At 49.0% G+C, this 18,295-nt stretch carries 21 protein-coding genes; 20 read left to right on the top strand and 1 reads right to left on the bottom strand.

The genetic code is table 11. The features are described from left to right. The first annotated feature begins 22 nt into the window (after window positions 1-22). From GC101_RS22375 to GC101_RS22365, 3 genes are all read left to right on the top strand, one after another. A complete protein-coding gene (locus GC101_RS22375; protein WP_171719072.1) occupies window positions 23-1,129 on the top strand; it encodes a peptidoglycan DD-metalloendopeptidase family protein in 1,107 nt (368 codons plus the stop codon). Between the two features lies 1 nt (window position 1,130). Continuing rightward, window positions 1,131-1,382 carry a hypothetical protein gene (locus GC101_RS22370; RefSeq protein ID WP_171719071.1) on the top strand — a complete coding sequence of 84 codons (252 nt, stop codon included), beginning with the start codon at window positions 1,131-1,133 and terminating at the stop codon, window positions 1,380-1,382. Between the two features lie 307 nt (window positions 1,383-1,689). Next, window positions 1,690-3,546 carry an FtsK/SpoIIIE domain-containing protein gene (locus GC101_RS22365; protein WP_171719070.1) on the top strand — a complete coding sequence of 619 codons (1,857 nt, stop codon included), beginning with the start codon at window positions 1,690-1,692 and terminating at the stop codon, window positions 3,544-3,546. A 73-nt stretch (window positions 3,547-3,619) separates the two neighbouring features. Here the strand turns inward: GC101_RS22365 and GC101_RS22360 are convergent, their stop codons facing one another. Continuing rightward, window positions 3,620-3,895 (bottom strand): hypothetical protein, encoded by a 276-nt coding sequence (locus GC101_RS22360; protein ID WP_171719069.1) that lies wholly within the window; start codon window positions 3,893-3,895, stop codon window positions 3,620-3,622. Between the two features lie 87 nt (window positions 3,896-3,982). On the opposite strand from GC101_RS22360, the gene GC101_RS22355 reads away from it, so the two are divergent. From GC101_RS22355 to GC101_RS22275, 17 genes are all read left to right on the top strand, one after another. After that, complete coding sequence (locus GC101_RS22355) at window positions 3,983-4,957, top strand: hypothetical protein (RefSeq protein ID WP_171719068.1); 975 nt, start codon at window positions 3,983-3,985, stop codon at window positions 4,955-4,957. Window positions 4,958-5,558: 601 nt separating this feature from the next. Next, window positions 5,559-5,966, top strand: coding sequence for a hypothetical protein (locus GC101_RS22350; protein WP_171719067.1), 408 nt, complete (start codon window positions 5,559-5,561; stop codon window positions 5,964-5,966). Window positions 5,967-5,968: 2 nt separating this feature from the next. Beyond that, window positions 5,969-6,178 carry a hypothetical protein gene (locus GC101_RS22345; protein ID WP_171719066.1) on the top strand — a complete coding sequence of 70 codons (210 nt, stop codon included), beginning with the start codon at window positions 5,969-5,971 and terminating at the stop codon, window positions 6,176-6,178. A gap of 14 nt (window positions 6,179-6,192) precedes the next feature. After that, on the top strand, window positions 6,193-6,447 hold the full coding sequence (locus GC101_RS22340) for a hypothetical protein (RefSeq protein ID WP_171719065.1): 255 nt from the start codon (window positions 6,193-6,195) through the stop codon (window positions 6,445-6,447). Then, a complete protein-coding gene (locus tag GC101_RS22335) occupies window positions 6,444-8,516 on the top strand; it encodes a TadA family conjugal transfer-associated ATPase (RefSeq protein WP_171719064.1) in 2,073 nt (690 codons plus the stop codon). The genes GC101_RS22340 and GC101_RS22335 overlap by 4 nt, the downstream gene beginning before the upstream one ends. Beyond that, on the top strand, window positions 8,513-9,388 hold the full coding sequence (locus GC101_RS22330; protein ID WP_171719063.1) for a hypothetical protein: 876 nt from the start codon (window positions 8,513-8,515) through the stop codon (window positions 9,386-9,388). Before GC101_RS22335 ends, GC101_RS22330 begins: the two co-directional genes overlap by 4 nt. Window positions 9,389-9,400: 12 nt before the next feature. Beyond that, complete coding sequence (locus GC101_RS22325; RefSeq protein ID WP_171719062.1) at window positions 9,401-10,279, top strand: hypothetical protein; 879 nt, start codon at window positions 9,401-9,403, stop codon at window positions 10,277-10,279. Window positions 10,280-10,304: 25 nt separating this feature from the next. Then, window positions 10,305-10,544 carry a hypothetical protein gene (locus GC101_RS22320; protein ID WP_171719061.1) on the top strand — a complete coding sequence of 80 codons (240 nt, stop codon included), beginning with the start codon at window positions 10,305-10,307 and terminating at the stop codon, window positions 10,542-10,544. A gap of 61 nt (window positions 10,545-10,605) precedes the next feature. Beyond that, on the top strand, window positions 10,606-10,980 hold the full coding sequence (locus GC101_RS22315; protein WP_171719060.1) for a DUF4320 family protein: 375 nt from the start codon (window positions 10,606-10,608) through the stop codon (window positions 10,978-10,980). A 1-nt stretch (window position 10,981) separates the two neighbouring features. After that, on the top strand, window positions 10,982-11,401 hold the full coding sequence (locus GC101_RS22310; protein ID WP_171719059.1) for a hypothetical protein: 420 nt from the start codon (window positions 10,982-10,984) through the stop codon (window positions 11,399-11,401). Between the two features lie 21 nt (window positions 11,402-11,422). After that, window positions 11,423-12,106, top strand: a complete 684-nt coding sequence (gene cpaB / locus GC101_RS22305; RefSeq protein WP_171719058.1) for a Flp pilus assembly protein CpaB — start codon at window positions 11,423-11,425, stop codon at window positions 12,104-12,106. Window positions 12,107-12,118: 12 nt separating this feature from the next. Continuing rightward, the gene (locus GC101_RS22300; RefSeq protein WP_171719057.1) at window positions 12,119-12,742 is read left to right on the top strand and encodes a hypothetical protein; all 624 of its coding nucleotides are present in this window, start codon (window positions 12,119-12,121) and stop codon (window positions 12,740-12,742) included. Between the two features lie 25 nt (window positions 12,743-12,767). Further along, window positions 12,768-13,883 (top strand): WxL protein peptidoglycan domain-containing protein, encoded by a 1,116-nt coding sequence (locus tag GC101_RS22295; RefSeq protein WP_171719056.1) that lies wholly within the window; start codon window positions 12,768-12,770, stop codon window positions 13,881-13,883. A 132-nt stretch (window positions 13,884-14,015) separates the two neighbouring features. Next, window positions 14,016-14,606: a hypothetical protein gene (locus GC101_RS22290; RefSeq protein ID WP_171719055.1), complete on the top strand. Its 591-nt coding sequence runs from the start codon at window positions 14,016-14,018 to the stop codon at window positions 14,604-14,606. A 51-nt stretch (window positions 14,607-14,657) separates the two neighbouring features. Then, on the top strand, window positions 14,658-17,420 hold the full coding sequence (locus GC101_RS22285) for a hypothetical protein (RefSeq protein WP_171719023.1): 2,763 nt from the start codon (window positions 14,658-14,660) through the stop codon (window positions 17,418-17,420). Window positions 17,421-17,630: 210 nt separating this feature from the next. Continuing rightward, the gene (locus tag GC101_RS22280; RefSeq protein WP_171719054.1) at window positions 17,631-17,777 is read left to right on the top strand and encodes a hypothetical protein; all 147 of its coding nucleotides are present in this window, start codon (window positions 17,631-17,633) and stop codon (window positions 17,775-17,777) included. Further along, window positions 17,777-18,166 (top strand): type II toxin-antitoxin system death-on-curing family toxin, encoded by a 390-nt coding sequence (locus GC101_RS22275; protein ID WP_171719053.1) that lies wholly within the window; start codon window positions 17,777-17,779, stop codon window positions 18,164-18,166. The genes GC101_RS22280 and GC101_RS22275 overlap by 1 nt, the downstream gene beginning before the upstream one ends. The last annotated feature ends 129 nt before the right edge of the window (window positions 18,167-18,295 follow it).

Below are 18,295 nucleotides of genomic sequence, written 5' to 3'. Positions count from 1 at the left end.
GCAAGGTAGAGGAGGGGAAAAGGTGGAAGTCGTTAAAAAGGCCAAGGAGATGAAGAAAATCATCGGGCTGGTTTCAGCGCTGAGTTCTCCGGGAATCGGTCTGGTGCTGATCTTCCTAGGACTTGCCGCGCTGATCGTGTTATTCGTCTTTTTGCCGTTCATGATCTTTTCGGATGCCGACAGCTATAAGCCACAAACAGCAGGCCAGTATGCCTGGATGGCTCCTGTACAGCTGGATGTGGACGGAACGGCCTACGTCTGGCCGGTGCCAACCCTTGACCGGGTCTCTTCCCCATTTACGCTGCGTGATCTGTTTGGCACCACCCGAATGCACAAGGGGATTGATATTGCTAACGGTGCCGCAAACACCGAGCTACAGGCGGTCTATGCTATGGCTGCGGGAACAGTGACGTTGGCTGGAGTCGCCAGTGGATATGGTCAGGCGATTATGATCGATCACGGCAACGGGTTAGTGACCACTTACGGCCATTTATCTGCTCAGATGAACGTAGCGGCGGGTGATGTATTGAGCAAGGGGCAGCTGATTGGAGCTATTGGGCAAGGCATTGTCGGGCGGTCTACCGGCCCCCATTTACATTTTCAAGTGGAATTGAACGGGGTGCCGGTTGATCCATTGGAGTATGTCTTTGCTCCAGGTACGGAGCTGCCTACTCTGCCAAGAGAGCTGGGATATCAGTCTTTAAATATCGAAGTTGTGCTGCAGTTTCTGGAGAAGCGAAAATCAGCGCTGGCAGACCGCAGCCTGCTGCAGATGATCGATGACGCAGGGCGAACCAAAAATGTCTCTCCTTATCTGCTCATTGCCATTACCGGTCAAGAGCAGTCTTTTGTGCCGAGAAACAATAACCACGCCTCGGAAATTATCCGCAATCCGTGGAATGTATTTGGCTGCTGGTGCAAAGGGAAAGGTGCACAGCTCTCGACTGGTGAGGCTGCGCAGATTGCAGCGAATACGATCATTAAGCTGTCTCAGGATCTTCCTGCCGGAAGAGATCCCATCCAGTGGCTGTCGGCTAAAGATAATCCGCGTGGTTACTATGCTGCAGATAACGGATGGTGGATCGGGGTATCCAAGTACTTCAAATTGTTAGTTGCGGGGAGTGGTTGAAATGAATTTAACAGTTGTCATTATCGCAATACTGCTTTGGGTGTTTTACAAGAAAGGCAGCAATGGCTTGCCGACCTGGTTAGTCAAAGCGCTAGGCGTATTTTTGGTAATTATGCTGCTGCGCAATCTGAATGATGCGTATCACTTTGTATTTGACGAATCCGATGCGTGGTGGCCTCTGGTGAAAGAGAATGTGGCGCGTTTTAATCAGCAATTAAGGGATCTAATCCAAACGATGATGAAAGGAAGTTGAAACCATAGTGAGCACTCCAGATCCACCCTCAAAGGAATCTTTTGGACAGTTCGTGAATCGCCTGACCGTCCTGGCTGCGCTGGGAAGTGTAATCGTATTGTTTCTGGAGCCAGCGCCAGAATTCAGCCAATTGGCACAATTGGTACTCCGGTATGCAGTCACGTTGTGGCTATGCATTGTGGGTGTACCTCATATTGGGCGAGTGGCTTGGAAGCATCGGAAACGCATGTGGCCATGGCTTATCCAGTTGCGGCAAATGATTCGAAATCGGGAATGGAGACCGGGGCCATCTTCAGCAGACAGATCGTTGAGTAAGCTGCCGAATACCGGGGGTATGGAAACTATGCCTTCCGCACCTTGGCGGGGAGAACCCAATCATAGGCCAGTTGTGCTTGCAACCGAACAGAGTGTTCAATCGGGACCCTATGCGCTATTCCCGCTGAACCCTCGGCCGCATTCTTCTTCTACATTATCGGCAGAGCAGGCCTCGGAGCTCATCTTCAATACCGTACAACTGGCGGGGTTGAAAATGGAGGAACCGCCAGAAATTTTGTCCATCGATGCGGGGCCAACGCTACAAACCATTTCCTTTCGATTACCGGCCCGGCTGCAGCTCAGTGACCTGGTCAAGAAGAGAGATGATCTGGCGAATCATATCGGGCATGACCGGAGTTTCGCAGTGACCTCATCCCCGTTTTCAAGTGCAGCAGCCTTTATATTGCCTCATACTGAACGGGCATTTGTGTATATGAGTGACATGGCACAGGACCTGAAGGTGTTTGCTCAAACAGCTCAACTGCCTATGGTGTTCGGAAAGGATATGGAGGGCAAACCGATCCTCATGGACTTAGCCAAATTACCGCATTTGCTCGTGGCAGGGGCAACCGGTTCCGGGAAATCTGTTTTTATTAATGGACTGCTAACTTCATTAGCTTCCACGCGTTCCCCGCAGCAAGTCCAGTTTCTGCTCATTGATCCCAAAATGGTCGAGTTTACGATGTATACCGGCTTGCCGCATCTGATCTCCCCGCCGGTCACTGATCCGAAACGGGCAGCACTGACGCTCAAGAAGCTTGTGGTGGAGATGGAAAAGCGCTATAAGCGTTTTGCCGAAGCCGGTGTACGGAACTTGCTGCAGTATAACCGGAATCATACGCAGGATCAGCTGCCCTATATTGTTACCGTAATGGATGAATATGCAGACCTGATGGTCATTGCCCGTGCGGATGTGGAAGAAACCGTACAACGCCTGACCCAAATGGGACGAGCTGCGGGTTTACACCTGATCCTGGGGACTCAGCGTCCCAGTGTGGATGTTGTGACCGGCGTCATTAAGTCGAATCTACCGTCCCGGGTCGCTTTTCATTTACTGAGCGTATATGACTTCAAGACGGTCATGGATACAGGTGGGCCGCATTTACTCGGGGGTGGGGATGGAATCTGCATGCTGAATGGTGGGGGACAGAAGAGATTCCAGTCGGCTGCAATTAGTGCAGATGATGATGAGACGACTCGGTATATTGAGGAGTTGAAGCGCTATTGGCAAAACGAATTACGGCTAGGGAAAGTAGATCCTGAAAGAGGAGTAGAAGGAGGTTCTTCTTTGCTTAGTGAAATAGCCGATGAGGAAGTCCGCCAGCCAAGAGGTATTGTGAATGAAACTATCGGGCCATCACCACTAAGCGATGCTCCATTGGTGGATTGGACAGAAGCAGAGGAAGAGGAAGTGCCACCTATAAATGAGAGTGTGTACGATCAGGTTATTCGCTTGGCGCGGGAACATCATGGTGTATCCGGAAGGCTGCTGCAGCATGCACTGAACGTTGATTATGTGACGGCAGCTACTTATGTGGAACAACTCAGCAAAGAAGGGAAGGTCGCACCTGAATATGATCCGGAGTCGGGGTTGAAGCCATGGTTGGTGGATACTCGGGAGAGTGATGAAGAATTACTGCTACGAATGCAGCGAATAATTTGCGAGACAGGCACCGCAAGATCAGCTGAACTGCAGCAAGAACTCGGTATACGTAAAGAGAAAGTGTTACAGTTAATGAGTCGACTTGTGGAAGAGGAGTTCTTATTTCCTCCCTTAAGTCCTAAAGCGGGATATACCATTGCATGGAGCCAAGGGAGAATTGAGCAACTTTTGAAAGGGAATTTTTAGCTTAATTACTCAGGGTTATGGATATAAAATGATAAGTGTTCAGAAATAAAAGAAAGAGGAAATCCTCTTTCTTTTATTTTGTTTCATGTATTTCTTTTAATGTGTTTTTTTGAAGAATATTTGATTTGTAAACAACTAAATAGTGAGAAGTTTTATTAAATTCACTAGTATCAAATTCAGAAGGCACTTTTATATCTACTTTTTCTCCCAACTCCATGGTCACAGTTATATTTTGTTTGTTGATTTCTGCAATCTGTACAATTGCAGTAGTGCTTTTCATGCTATCAATAAAAATAATCATTACGAAGATGATAAGTATAATCAATGCGAATTTTGTTTTTTTTGCCATTATATTCTCCTTTTATTTGTTATTATACACTATATGTGATATATTGTTAAATGTTATACCAAATAAAGGAATTGGAGGAAAAAAAGGATGAAGAAAAAAGGGCTTTTAGTTACGTTGTTATTAGTTTTAAGTTTACCTGTAAGTGGAGTAAATGCTTTTGCTAGTAGTTCAAGCACTAGTGAAACGGGTTTGAATGCGCTTTCAAAGATTGATGTAGTTCAAAAGAAAGTCATTGATCCGAACTTATCGGTAGAGAAATATATGGATGGTAGAGTAGTTGGCGTTGATAATGTAGATACTTTAAACGAAAGCCAGAAAACAAAAATACTGAAAGAGATGAGATTCAACTCTGAAGAAATAAACGCTATGCCAGAACAGTTAAAAGATGATTTGTTAGAATCCGGTGGTGTAAAAGTAGATATTAATACCGAGATAAGTGAGGAATATCACTCACTGGATGGTAAAACATATATTGTTGATGAGAGTAACAAAGAACTTATTCAAAAAATAAAAGATGCTGATTTAAAAGAAATCCAAAAGGACTCTGTTACATCACAGATGCAGACTGCAAAAAATTCAGTGAATGATGGTGCTTTTTCTGCCTATCATTCATTATTGTATAGCGGTAAGACATCTAACGCAAAAGAATTTGTATATTCGTATTTAACATATTATTCAATGTCGACAACGATTTTGCCTGGAGCTATTGACAAAGTAGGTACTGCTTGGAATGTAAATGCTACAAGAACAGGAGCAGTTGCGTATTCTTACCTGGGGAATTCTGGGTACCAAGTTTCAGTTGATGTTTCTTCTGTATATGGTACTTCAACAAGTTATCTCCCGGAGACATATACGAGAGGATATATGAAAAATGACGTGAATATTCCTGTTTCTTACGTAGGGACTACGACAAATTTTGCTAGTGCTTATGCTCATCCGTATGCTCTAGTTTCTCCAGCAGTTAGTTTTGGTCCTCTTGCGGTTTCGTTTTCTTCATTTATTGGAAGTCAATGGTCATGGGGAAGTTCGTTTACAGTTGGAGCAACTTCTTTAAATCCGTAAACTGATTTGAGAAAAATCGCAGTAAACATACGTGATATACTATGTGCATGTTAAAGCGCCAGTGTGGCGCTTTTTCTTTTACCAAAATACTCAGTAATTGCAATTACTGAAAGCAGCGGATACTAGAGATTTATTTTTACTCAAATTAGTATCAAATTAAATATACAGTTCCCGTTTATAGTTCCCAGTTCAAAAGCCAAAAAACCTAGTGATTTAGGCTTATTTTTGTTTTCCTGTACTTCCATATGTCCGGGAACCAAAGAGGGGAACTATAACGGAAGTTATTGTATGTTTAATAAAGCGGAAAAGGTAAACTAAAGATTATTAACGGGCATCGAGAATGCCAAACAGGTTATAAAACCAATCATAGTATTCGGGAATAATTATGAGGCAGATTCTCCAACTAGCAAACGCTGCCCTGTCTTGAGAAACGGCTGGCTAAGACTCGCGTACTTCAACCCTGAAAATCCCATACTTTTTACGTACTTTTCGAACACGTTTCTCTTGAACAATTGAGTTAATCTTATATCATGCAAGAAAACAAAAAGAGGCCGCCCCGGCAATCCAAGGGGCGGCCTTTGTGTTGAGGGAGGAGAGTGCTGTGCAGGAAGTTGGATTTAAAGAAGCAGGAGAAATATTGAATACGCCGGTCAGCACATTGCGGCGCTGGGTTGTCTTGTTGGAGGAGCAAGGGTACACCTTCAACCGGGACGGCAAGCGCAGGCAGCTGGATTGGCTGGATGTAGGTGTGCTGCGGGAAGTCAAGCTCGGGCTCCAGGAAGGAACGCTGGAAGAGGCGATTCAGAAAGCTATCTCTTCATCTGGGGTTAAGCAGGAAGAACATCATCAGCAGGAGTCACGGCCCGTAATTGACTGGGGCGAGTGGGAAGCTTTTGACTTCCAAGTGAGCAGCCTAATAGAAAACTTGTTTTGGCACGGTCAGGAACAGGCGGTGAGCACTTTGCTTACGACTTGGCGAGCACTCAAGGAGACGAAAGGGGGAAAATAACCATGGGAAAAAAGTTCAGCCTTGCTGAGCTGAAGGCTTTGCCCACGCTGAAGCAATCACACACGGATAATTTGAAAAAGGACACCGGGAATGAACGGGTTTGGTTGTCCCGAATGACTGTTGCGGATGGTATGCCATATAACAATCAGGTCACAGTGGAAGTGTTCTCGAACGGTAAATGGAACATCGTAGATACGTACCAGGCACAATAAGGAGTGAACATGAAATGATAAAGACCTATGCTAACTGGAAAGGGGATTTGGAGGATTACCTCCAGATCGGTGATTTGGTAGATGAGGAAATGGCGGATCACTTTCTGAATGTGCTGCCTCCAGCCTGCTGGACGGCGAAGATCATTCAGATCGGGGAGCCGAATAGCGATGTTGGTGGCAGGGCCACCTACGCCACTTTAGAAAAAACAAGTCAAGGTTGGGTGTACCGGGGCAATTGTCACCGGGGCGAGACGGAGGGGAGATCATGACCGGCAAAGCACAGGTGATTGCCTTTGCCAATCTGGGCGGCGGTGATGCCGTTCAGGGCGTGATGAAACTGATCCGCACCTACCCCAAAGATCAGCGAGTGGTGGTCGCGGAATTGCCTTGTGTCGGTTTGCCGCGAATTGCCTACACCTTTGATCAGCAAATTGCTGAGCTCCACAAAGAGCGCACCATGGATCAGTTCCTGCTCGATCTGGACCGGCAAGCCTTAAAGCCGATTCAGGAATACATGGTTCAGCGAAATGGAGTGGACTACTTACTAGTGAATCCACGCTCGCAGCCGGAAGCGCCCGTGATTCGTAAATTGTCTTCGAATCAAACGCTGATCTCAGCCTCCGTAATGCTGCGGCAACAGTTGGAAGCTATCTATGATGTGATCATTCTGCTCACACAGGGTTCGCTGATCCAGCCAACGACTCACTTCGCTCTCCGGACTTCGGATGCAACGGTACTCTACAGCGCTGATGCCATTGATTTTGTCGGCAATTATACGCATTACCGCCGACTGATTGAAGTGTTCAGCGTGGAGCGGGAGCGACTTTATCTGTTCAGTGCAGATACCAATGTCAAAATAGACGAAGCGCCTGTGTATACCAAATTCAGTGAGCTGATCAAGCGCTGGAAGGCGCTTGAACCGAACAAGATCCCTTTGCGGGAAGGACAAGCTGCCGGGCGTGACAATGAAACGGTGGGAATCATTGAACCACTGGAATATCTGGATGTTCAGATTTCCATTCAGGCGGTCAACAGCGAATGGTCAGAGGGGGATGCCAAGAAGCTGGAGGGGCTGCTGAACTTTGTCCGTTACCGGCTGCAGGAGGATCACCTGGACGAATATGTTCAGTCCCTGACCCATGAACCTTCGCGGCAGAAGATTCGTTACTACATCTCGGATTTGATCCGGGAACAGAATGAATATGCCCTATCGATTCCCTTGAATGAAGTGGTGGAATGGGTGCAGAAGGAAATCACGGAGCTTGGAGTACTGCAGGGCATCCTGGATGATCCTACGGTCAGTTCGATTGAGATCAACGGTCCGGAGCAAGTGATCATTGAGCAGGGTGGGCAAGACATACACCGGCCGGATATCCGGTTTCAGAGTGTGTCTCACTTGTATGAAGTGATCAACAAAATGCTCATGCCGATCGGAAAACCGATCTCCAGTACAGATCCGATTGTGGATGCCAATTACCGGGGCTTCCGGATTTGTGTAGTCGCAGATACGAAAGAGTATCAAGGGATTAGCGCCAATGCACCGCTGATCAGTATCCGGAAGTTCCCTCCGGATGTGTACACCGATGAGCAGTGTATCCAGTACGGGAACATCTCGCCGGAGATTGCCGAGTTCCTGCATTTCATAGTTCCCAAGGGAGCCAATCTCGTCATTGGCGGGGGAACCAACAGCGGCAAGACCACACAGCTGATTCGTCTGCCGATGTGCATGGAGCCGATCACCCGCATTATCTCGATTGAGGATTCCGAGGAAATGATGCTGGCCAGCAAACGGCAGTATCTCGATTACCCGAATCTGCCTTCCCTTCTGGTGAAGGAGGTCGAGGATGAGAAGAAGAGCTATGGCATCGCCAAGCTGATTAAAGCCTGTCTGCGGCTCAAGCCAACCGTAATGTGTATTGGGGAGATCCGTGATGAACCGGCAGCGCAGCAAAGCCTGATCGGGATGAACACCGGACATACCGTCTGGACGACCATTCATGCCAATAGCGCGAAAGAGGCCGCGACCCGGTTCCTGCAACTAAACGGTAATACGATGGCTGCAGCCAGCCAGATCTCCGGATCGATAGACCTGATTCTGTTTCAGAAGAAATTGCCCAATGGGGCCCGGGTCGTGACCGAGCTGTCGGAGCTGATTGGCTACCGGGGAACCGAGGAGCCGGTGCTCAATCCGATCTTCAAATACGATTACAGCCGGAAACGGCATATGCGGGTCGGCAAGATCCAGTCCGAGTCGCTGATGGAGAAGATTTATTTGAAGGACCCGGCGCAGGAGGAAGTCCGGCGCTGGTGCGAAGGGAAGGAGCTGAAGGCCATATGATGCCCATTCTGCTATTGGCAGCGGGACTCCTGGTCTCTTTTGGTTTGTTCTCGTTATTGCCAGCGGCAAGCAGCCGGTCCCGGCAGCTGCGTATCGCCTTTGGATTTGAGCAAACCCAAGCAGAAGCGAAGGCGGCAGGCATACACCTGGAATGGCGAAACTATGTGCAGATCCTGAGCATCTCCCTTGTGATAGGAGCAGGGGTGGCCTACTGGACGGCAAACATCTGGTTTGTCGGCGTGGGAGTTGCGATGGGAGTGATTGTACCCAAGATGATCATTTCGGCGGTGAAGTTCAAACGCAGGAAAGAGGTTCTCCTGAACTTGCCAGGGAATCTGCGGCTCTTGTCCTCCAAGTTCCGGGATTGCAAATCCCTGCAGAAGTCACTAGAGATGTCTTTGCCGGTCATGAGCGGTGTGACGGTTCCGTACTTTGAGCAAATGTACGCTTCGCTGCGGATCGGGATTGATGTTCCTACGGTATTGGAGCAGATGAAACAAGTTGTTCAATTCAAAAAGTTCGATGATTTCTGTGAAAAAGTGATGGCCGGGAACAAGGACGGATTCCATGCCCGTTCGGTCGAAGGAATTCGGGAGAGCATCGCAGACATTGCGTCAGACATGCATCTGCTGCAGGAAATTGATATTGAGAATGAGAAAAAGCGGATGGAACCGTTCGTGGTGTTCGGGATCAGTCTGCTCTTCCCGTTCTTGTTTGGGTATCTCGAAAGTCAACTGGTGCTGGAGTTCAAGGCAGCGACCACCCTGCAGACCGGACTCGGCAAGCTGCTGCTGGCGAGTATGATTGTGAGCGTGATGATTGGACTGTGGAAGAAGGATTCGCTGCTGCGCCTGAATCTGGATGATTTGTAAGGGAGGTGAAACATGATTACATCCATACTGTTTGGGCTCGCCGCACTATGTATCGTCATTCCTGTGCTGGGGATCGCCATTCCCGGCTTCCGGCGGCAGCAGCAGCTCATGAATCTGGCGGCTCTGGTCAACCAGTCCGATGCGCAGCGGCTGCGGCTGCAGCAAAATGCTGTGGTCCGGTCCCTAGCGGACAGGCTATCTGCTAGGCAAGGAAAAAGGCAGAGTAGTAAGCAGCGCGAAATGTACGGCATGCTGGGGTACCCGGTGAGTTATGAAATCTATCTCGCCAAGGCGATCATCCAAGCCCTCTTGCCGGGAGGATTTGCCCTCGTGCTCGCGGGGATGGTGCAGCAAGTCTTTTTTGCCATCGCCGGACCGATTTTATCTTTTCTATTCTTTTGGCTTCAAATGCGGCAGATTCCCCAAGCGTATCAAAAACGGCAAAATCAGCTCATTGCGGATTTGCCGTTTTTAATTAGCAAAATGATCACTGCGCTGGAAGTCGGCAAGCCGTTAAACGTGATATTTCAGGAGGTCAGTACCCGCTGTGGTCCTACACTATCTGCGCTGCTTAAGCGCCTCGTTGCCAACATGGGGACGATGTCGCAGAAGGATGCTCTGCAAATGTTTGCCAAAGAGGTCCATGTGCCTGTGGTGTATGATTTTGTGTCGGTGGTTAATGTCGTTGCAGAGAAAGGCTTTCATGAAGCCGAGGATGATCTGAATGGTGTCAAAAACGATTTGCGTAATCTGAGCAAGCTTGCCCTGCGCGAACGCACCCGGGGCAATCCGGGAAAGATGAACCTTTTCTACGGAATGGTTATTGTCCATGTGGTGGTTTTCTTTTTTATGATGCTGATTAAAATGTTCGGCGCATTTAATTCCCTATAAACCCATTTGAGAGGAAGATTAACGAATGAAGAAGCTGATGAAGAAAATGGTTGAAGGTACAAAGCAGGTAGTGGTGAACGCTCCAGGAGTCCTGGCGGTAAGGCTGAACCGGTTCCGGACAGAAGAGCGCGGAGATGCAATGCAATGGGTGATTGGTATTCTGATCACGCTGCTGCTGTTCATCGCCGTGTATCTGCTGTTCAAGGCACAGATTAATACCTTTGTCGTGGATAAAATCTTCGGCAAGATGAACTCGCTTGACTAAGGAGCCTGTCATGCGCCGCAGATGGAAACAGTTCCTCCGGAGCGAGAGGGGGGATGGAATCATGTCCTTCTTCTTTCTGATGATGATCGTCCTGATTATTGCTCTGATCGTCGTGACCATTGTGCAGTATGTGATGATTCGTTCCAACTTACGTACCGCAGCGAATGAAGTGCTGCAGGTGATGAAGGTAGAGAACGGGGCAGATCAGGCGACCCGGACTCGGCTCGATGGGTTGCTCCAAAGCATGGGTATGAATCCGGCAAAGGTCTCGCTTATCGCTACCCCTAAGCCGGTGCAGCGCGGGGATCGCCTGGAAATAACCGTCACTCGGGAGTATAACGTATTTGCCCTGAAGGCAGTCGGTGTGAACTACACCGTACCGATCACCGTGCATCTCCCCGGACTGGCACATGTATTCTACAGGACGGGGGAGTAGGATGTGGATCAAGGTGTTAGGAGCCATTTTGTTTGGTTTGATTCTCGTGGTGCTGGTGATGGATCTGCTAGTGGTGGACAGTGTATATGACTCGACAGGGAGAACGATAGAGAATGCGATTGACGCAGGAATTATCCGTTCCGGCATTGTGACAGATGCCCAGCAGGGACTGGTGCAGCTGGAACAGAATACGCTCCGCTCCGCAACTAGAGAAGCCTTTATCCAGAGTCTAGGCCTGAATGCTGCGATGGAGAATCCGGTGATGAAGAGCAGCAGCTTTGAGCTGCATCTGATGTATGATTCCGGGGATGTTCCCTGGATCGATGTGGTGTTTCGCACGCATGTATCGTTCGCACTTCCGGGAGTTTCGTATCCAGTTACCGTTCACCGCAATATTCCCTATGAGAGTATCTATAAATAATGAGGGAGGAAGACCAAGCCGTTGAAAAAATTATGGAATAAATATACCCGCAGCGCATTGATCGTCCTGCTCGGACTGATCCTTGCGCTGGTTGCGTTTCAGCTCAATAGCCGAAACATTGCCCAGCAGGTGCAGACGAAAAAGATCATTGTCGCGACAACCACTATTGATCCATATATGCCGATCACCAAGGACCAACTGAAATTCCGCGAGATGGTGGTCAGCGAAGTGCCGGAGGATGCGCTGGAAACCGCAGATGAGCTGGATTTCAGCGATGCGTATGCCTCCAAGTATGGATTCATGGCGGGCGCTCCGATTCGCAAGTCGCTCGTCACAACGGCAGCAGCCTCGGGGTTGGGGGCTGCGGTTTCCTTACAGGAAGGCATGCGGCAGATCGGGGTGAAGACGGATCTGGTCTTATCCTCCGGAGATGAGGTCAAGCCTGGTATCCTCGTGGATGCCTATGCATTCGTGTCCGACACGGCAACCGGTCAGTCTAAAAAAATGGTCCTGCCTGAATTGTCTAGTCTGAAAGTTGTGAAACGGCTGAATGCGGAAGGGAAGGTTCCCGATCCGGCCGACGGCGGTAGCTTGATTCCCGCCGTGATTGTACTTGAGGTAACTCCGCAGCAGGCCGCGCTGCTGATGGAGGTCCAAGAAACGGGAAAGGTCTACCTGCTGCCTGCAGGCACCCTTCTTCCGTAGAGGAGGGATTTTATGAAACACAGTAGTTTTTGGTTAGGACTGGTCCTGCTTATAGCAAGTTCCCCGGTAACTCATGCCGAGAAGGCTGAGCCTGAGACCGGAGAAGTGAGCACGGTCATGTCAGCTACCTATGCGGTCTATGACGATCCCCTGGGCAGTCTGCGTGTCGCCGGTCAACCGGCGCATCTGACGCTGAATGCTTCCGGAAACCTTCAGTTCACAGAGTCGCTGAACCTTACGGTGGAGCAACAAGGCGACTCTGGCTGGCAGTATGCCGTTTCGCTTAACGATTTCACCATCCGGCATGCCGTGCAGGAAGGAAACATCCAGGCGAGGATTCCGGCAGGGTATGCTTCGTATCACGTTTCCAGTCTAACCTCAGAGCAAGAAACGGATGGAATCTCGACCGGTTCAGGCGTGTTTGCTTCCGGAACCTCCCAGGTTGTGATGGAGGCGGCGGAAGGCGCGGGCAGAGGAATCACAAGCGCTGAACTGCTGCTGCAGGTAGATCTGCCTTCACTGATTGAGATTGCGGAAGTAAAGAATACCGATCAGGTCTCACCCGGTGAACGGGTGGGACTGCTTGCCGGTGAATATGAAGCTAGCCTGACATTTACCCTGGTCACCGGGCTATAAGAGAACGAGAGAATTGAGGTTAACCATGAAGAGAGTAATCGTTAGTAAAATCATGAGTGTATTACTGTTCGGGTTCATCGGCTGTTTGTGGATGTCTACTGCCGTTCATGCCGACAGTTCCTTTGTCCTGTCTCCGATCAAAGCCGTAGAAGAAGGCCGGGGGTATTATATGGATCAGGTGCAGCCGGGGGACACGCGGGAGTATACCTTTGTGGTCCGCAATGCCAAGGATACGCCGGTACAGCTCAAGCTGTATCCGGCAGATGCCCTTCCGGCGCAAAATGGGGGCCGAAGCTTCTCGGAAAAGGAGCAGCACCTTACCCTGGTCGGGGCCTGGCTGGAGCCGCAAGGTGTGAAGGCCATCACGCTGAAACCGCAAGAAGTGCGTAGTTTCAATTACGTCTTGAACGTACCGGAGGATCTCCTGCCCGGTCAGTACGTGGGAGTGATCGCTGCCGAAGAGCTGATCAAGGCAGAAGAACCGTCTGCAGGTACCGAGGGGCAGCAGGCTTCGGTGGCCATCGATGTGGTCAACCGTAGCGGGGTGCAGATGGTCCTGGAATACAAGGCTGATCAGGCGAATCATGAGATGAGTATTGATGAGTTCAAGCATGATTATGTCAGCACCGGCCATTCCCGGCTGACGATGAAGCTGAGTGATCGCGGAACGATTCTGGAGAAGCCAACCGGCAAGATCACGGTCCGTGACGGGCAGGGGCAGGTCATGTTTGAGCAGAAGTATACAGCGGACTCGATATATGCGGGGAGCACCGCGGATATGGTCTATATCGTCAATGACCGGCTGCTGCTGCCGGATGTCTATGAGGTCAACTACACCGCCTCCTTTTCAGGCAAGACGATCAGCCGAACGATTACCTTCAAAGTCACACCTGAGCAGTCCAAGGCTTCCCAGGTCGCATTGACAGAGGCAGGCAAGATTGAAGTCACACAGACGTTCTGGGATTGGCTGGGGCTGCATCTGTGGGTCGTGGTGATCACGATTGTGGTGATCCTATTGTTTTTTGTGTTGTTGTTCTGGCTGTTGCTTCTGCTGTGGAAACGGAAGAAGGACAAACAGAAAGAGGAAAAAGAGACTGTTCCAGATCCTGTTGGTGCTGTGGATCGGACCTTGGAAGGTTAAGAAGGCAGGACAAAGAGCGGACTCTTCATGGGGTCTGCTTTTCTGTTCTCATTCGGTTCTTTGAAAGGAGGAGATGCTTTTCAACGTGTAGTCCGTCCATTTAACCACGATAAATGATTGAGGAGGAGCAATATGAAGAAAGTATTAGTAGGTTTGTTTATGCTGATGGCCTTAAGCATCCCGATGTCTGCCTTTGCTGCAGATACAGATGAGTCTGAAGTAGTAGTGACCGGTGCGGGACTTCAAATCACCCAGACGAAACCCGCATTCAAGGATATCACGCTTGATTTGAAGCAGAACCAAACGTCAGCAGCAGACAGTAATCTCTATGTCCTGGATGCACGCGGTACGGCAGCGGGATGGGGAGTGGTCCTCCGGGCCACGGATTTCAAACTGACCAAGATGGTGAGCGGACAGGCCGTTGATTTTGTCATTCCGGCATCGTCCGTATCTTTTTCCACGCAGTACAAGACCGCCATTACAGGAACGCCTATTGATTTTGCAGCAGCCAAAGGAGAACTGGCCAATCAACAGGTGTTGTCCTCCGGGGATAGCCGGATTGTGGGGGTGATTCCTTCGGAAGGCGCAGGTACGCATCAGTTCGGGATCGCCTATACCTTGAATGTTCCCAAGCTGATTTCGGGAAGCAATGGGCAGAATGTGGGACTCCTGCAAGGAACGTATACCTCGACATTTACCTACACGGCCACGGCAGGGATTTAACCCATCGCGAGAAAATAAATAAAGGGTTCATAAGAAAGGTGGCATGAATTAATGAGTGTTGTTCGAACGAAAAAAATGAGAAGTCTGCATCTGCTGATGATCGCAATTCTGGTGATTTCACTGGCCTTTATCCCGAATCATATCGAAAAGGCGGATGCCGCGACCTCTATCGCACCGCTACAATCCGTTGTCACGTATAACGGAGCCAATTATCTGCTCATTAACAGTAAGGTATACAAAATGGAGACCACGGGCCAAGCCACGTTACTACTTAGCGATGTGGATACATTTGTAGGAAGTGATGATGCAGCGGTTGCCTTGAAGAAGGATGGCACGGTGTGGGCATTGGCGAAAGATGGGCAGTATGTTGGTAAGCCTACTGGAGCGATTTCTACCTTTACGCAATTAGCAATCGCTGATGTATCGAACATTTGGGTAAATGACATGTCCGTTCGGTACTTAAAGAAAGATGGAACGTTGTTTGCTTCCGGGTTTAACACGGGTGGTTCGCTAGGTGTAGGGAATACGAATTACTGGATTGGCTACATCGCTCCTGTTATTGACGCGAGTTACGGGCAATTGCAGAACGTTGTAGATTTCTTTCAATTAGGGAATGCCATTTCCTATGTGAGAACGAAGGACAAATTATATGCCTATGGGGATAACGTCAGAGGGTTGCTGGGCAATACCTCTGTAGCTGTGAATGGACAAACGGTTACTCCCGTGCAGGTGCTCGGCTTACCCGATCTGACTGGGAAAACCGTGAAGTTAACGGATGCCTCGGAAACCATTGTAGCGCAGATCGGAACGGAAACTTATTATTGGGGGAGAGATCCGTTTAGTGCCAGTTATGCGACGAACCAGACGACAGCGAAGAAAACAACGTTGGCGGTAGGAGAGCTCAATTCCTATTCTGTAAGTTATATTGACCCTGTGAAATATGCCAGTAACAAAGATATGAGTACGGCGAGAGAGCAATTCCATTTTGATTCGTTGATGAGTGGAGCCTTGTATAATTTCGGAGTAACCATTGCCAACTTCAAAGATCCGGTAGCTCTTCCAGGGACCTCACCTTATACAGCCACGCCGGTTAGCCGATTGACGAATGTGGTGAAGTATGTGCCGGTTGGCGAGTATTCCATCGCCTTGAAGACCGATAAATCCCTTTGGTATGTCCGGGATGCGGATGTTCAGAAGATCAACGGGCCTACAGGAGAAATATACAATGTGAAGGACATTGTCACTGCTCCATTGCAATTCCAAAGCAAGCGATTCAGCCAGGAAGTGTACTCTTCGGGTTCTACCACATCGTATATGTGGCGTGCCCTTTCCTACCAGTTGCCGATGTGGATACTTAAAGACAATGGTGATCTGTGGGCCAATGCATTCAGCATGAACTCGGGAGAGGTGAAAATCCCCGTAACAGGAGTCCAGTCATTGGTGCAAGGTGGATACAGCATGTATGCACAGACAGATACAGGCGATGTGTATGATGTGTCGTACATCTACAAATACAGCAATCCAACCAATAACTACAAGTCAGTTAAAATTACCGGGCTGGATACGGTGCAAGTTGTGCTTGAGACGCCTATCCTTACACAGACGCTGGATAAATTCAATAATCATATTCTCTCGGTAGATTACGGTTCTTCTACAGATATTACAACACGGGAATACTCTGTTGATGGGGGGACCACATGGTTGGCGTACACGGCCCCAGTAACCCTAACCGGACAAACAACGGTATCCTTCAAAGCAAGATCGGGAGCAGCCGGAGGCATGTACAGTGCTTTGCTGGAGTCTACGGTTGTGAATGACCCGATCATTATTGCTGCAGGCTATCCGAGAATCGTAGATGCAGGGAATGGGAATGTTTCCGTTGAAAGTGGGACAACCCATCCGGATGTGAACATTGAGATCCAAATCGATGGAGGCAGTTGGCAGACCTACACCGGTCCGGTGGTATTACCTGCCGGAGGACACTCGATGGAGACGCGGGTAACCAATCTGTCTGGTGATGTTCTCGGGTCAGACGCCAAAGCGGTGAATGGTCCTACGCCAGCACCTACAGCCACGCCAATACCAACCGTGGCACCTACGCCAACCGCGACTCCGATGCCGACTGTAGCGCCAACTGTAGCGCCAACGGTAGCGCCTACAGCGACACCAATACCAACGGTAACACCAACCGCTACACCTGTGCCGACAGTAGCCCCTACGGCCACACCGCAGCCGACTATTGATCCAGGCTGGGGCAGTCCAATTGGGTCTGAGGATATTTCCTTTACAGTCCTGGGCGGCGGGTTCAGTTCACAATTCAACGGATTATTGCTCGATACCGTGACCATCGGTACGACCAACCAGTATCAGGTTATTAATAGCGTCACGAATTCTGTGATTGAGGATTCTCGCGGCACCGGGGCAGGATGGAACTATTCACTCCGAATCACCGATTTTGTCAGTGATCCCGTGATTGATAACAGTCTGGGAACAAGCAATCTGGTGGTGAAGATGCCTTCAACCGCCCTCAGCGTGGATGTTACTGATACCACAACGCTGGTAGGACAAGATATGAAGCTCAGTCTTAACGGAACGTATGTCTTTAATAGCGAGCCAGTTGTACTTGCCAAAGCTGAAGCGTTTCAGGGTATGGGACAATATCAGCTGCCGATGAGCTACATGCTCCGGATTCCGGACAAAGTGGAGGTAGTGTCGGCAGGCAGCGGAAGTGCCTACCAAGCCGGAGCGAAGACCGGCCTTCGTGTGGGGACCTACCGGTCACAGTTCACATTTACGCTGGCTTCAGGAATCTAGGACATCCATATGAACTGATCGTCTTCTATTTTGGACGGTCAGTTTTTTTGTTTAATGAATTATAACGAAGGAAGCGTGGAGCCGGTTGCTGAATTGACTTAACATGCTATAATCATTATCAAACCTGTGATATCATCCTGCGATCCTCAAGTATATATAGAATGATTGGGGTATATACTTTACACCAAGTCTAGCCTGGGAGGAATTCTGATGGATGAGAAGAAGGAGGATGGACAGATGATCGATCAGAAACAAGAGGGTAACAAACCAGTGGCTTCCGATGCTGAGGTTCTGAAGCTTGCAAAAAAGGGCATGAAGAAATACAGAAAAACCCTGGATAAGTTGGCTAAGAACTAATGTATATCCAACTTACACCTCGACAGATTATCGAAATTCATGATGCAGAACTGGCCGAATCGAACGGGTTGGCCGGAATCAGAGAACCGGGATATCTTGACTTCATTTCCGAGAAGCCTTTTAGTGTGGTCTTCGGAGAGGAGCAGTATCCCGGTTTATTTTTGAAAGCTGCTGTTTTGATGGACGGTTTAATTTCATCCCATTGTTTTTATGATGCCAATAAAAGGACGGGAGTCCTGGTAACGTATGTCTTTCTCGGGATGAACGGAGTTGAACTGGATGCAGACCCCGAGGAACTCTTTAACGTTGCGATCCAGATCGCAACCAAAAAAATAGGTATTCATCCCTTAGCAACATGGTTAGAGAAGAACTCGTACAAGAACGGGTAATTCCATGCTTTTTGCATACGTTTGTCTTGAATAAAGGCTGTATGCTTGTTCTGTAGGATAATGAAGGCAGGGGATATGAATAGCATCACGACACAAGCGCCGCTGAGGGGCTTTTTATTTTGCCTTTTT

It is taken from the genome of Paenibacillus phytohabitans, from assembly GCF_013141775.1.
Classification (GTDB): domain Bacteria; phylum Bacillota; class Bacilli; order Paenibacillales; family Paenibacillaceae; genus Paenibacillus_AQ; species Paenibacillus_AQ phytohabitans.
Note: the sequence above shows the minus strand (reverse complement) of the source record. Positions and strands in the feature narration are given on the sequence as shown.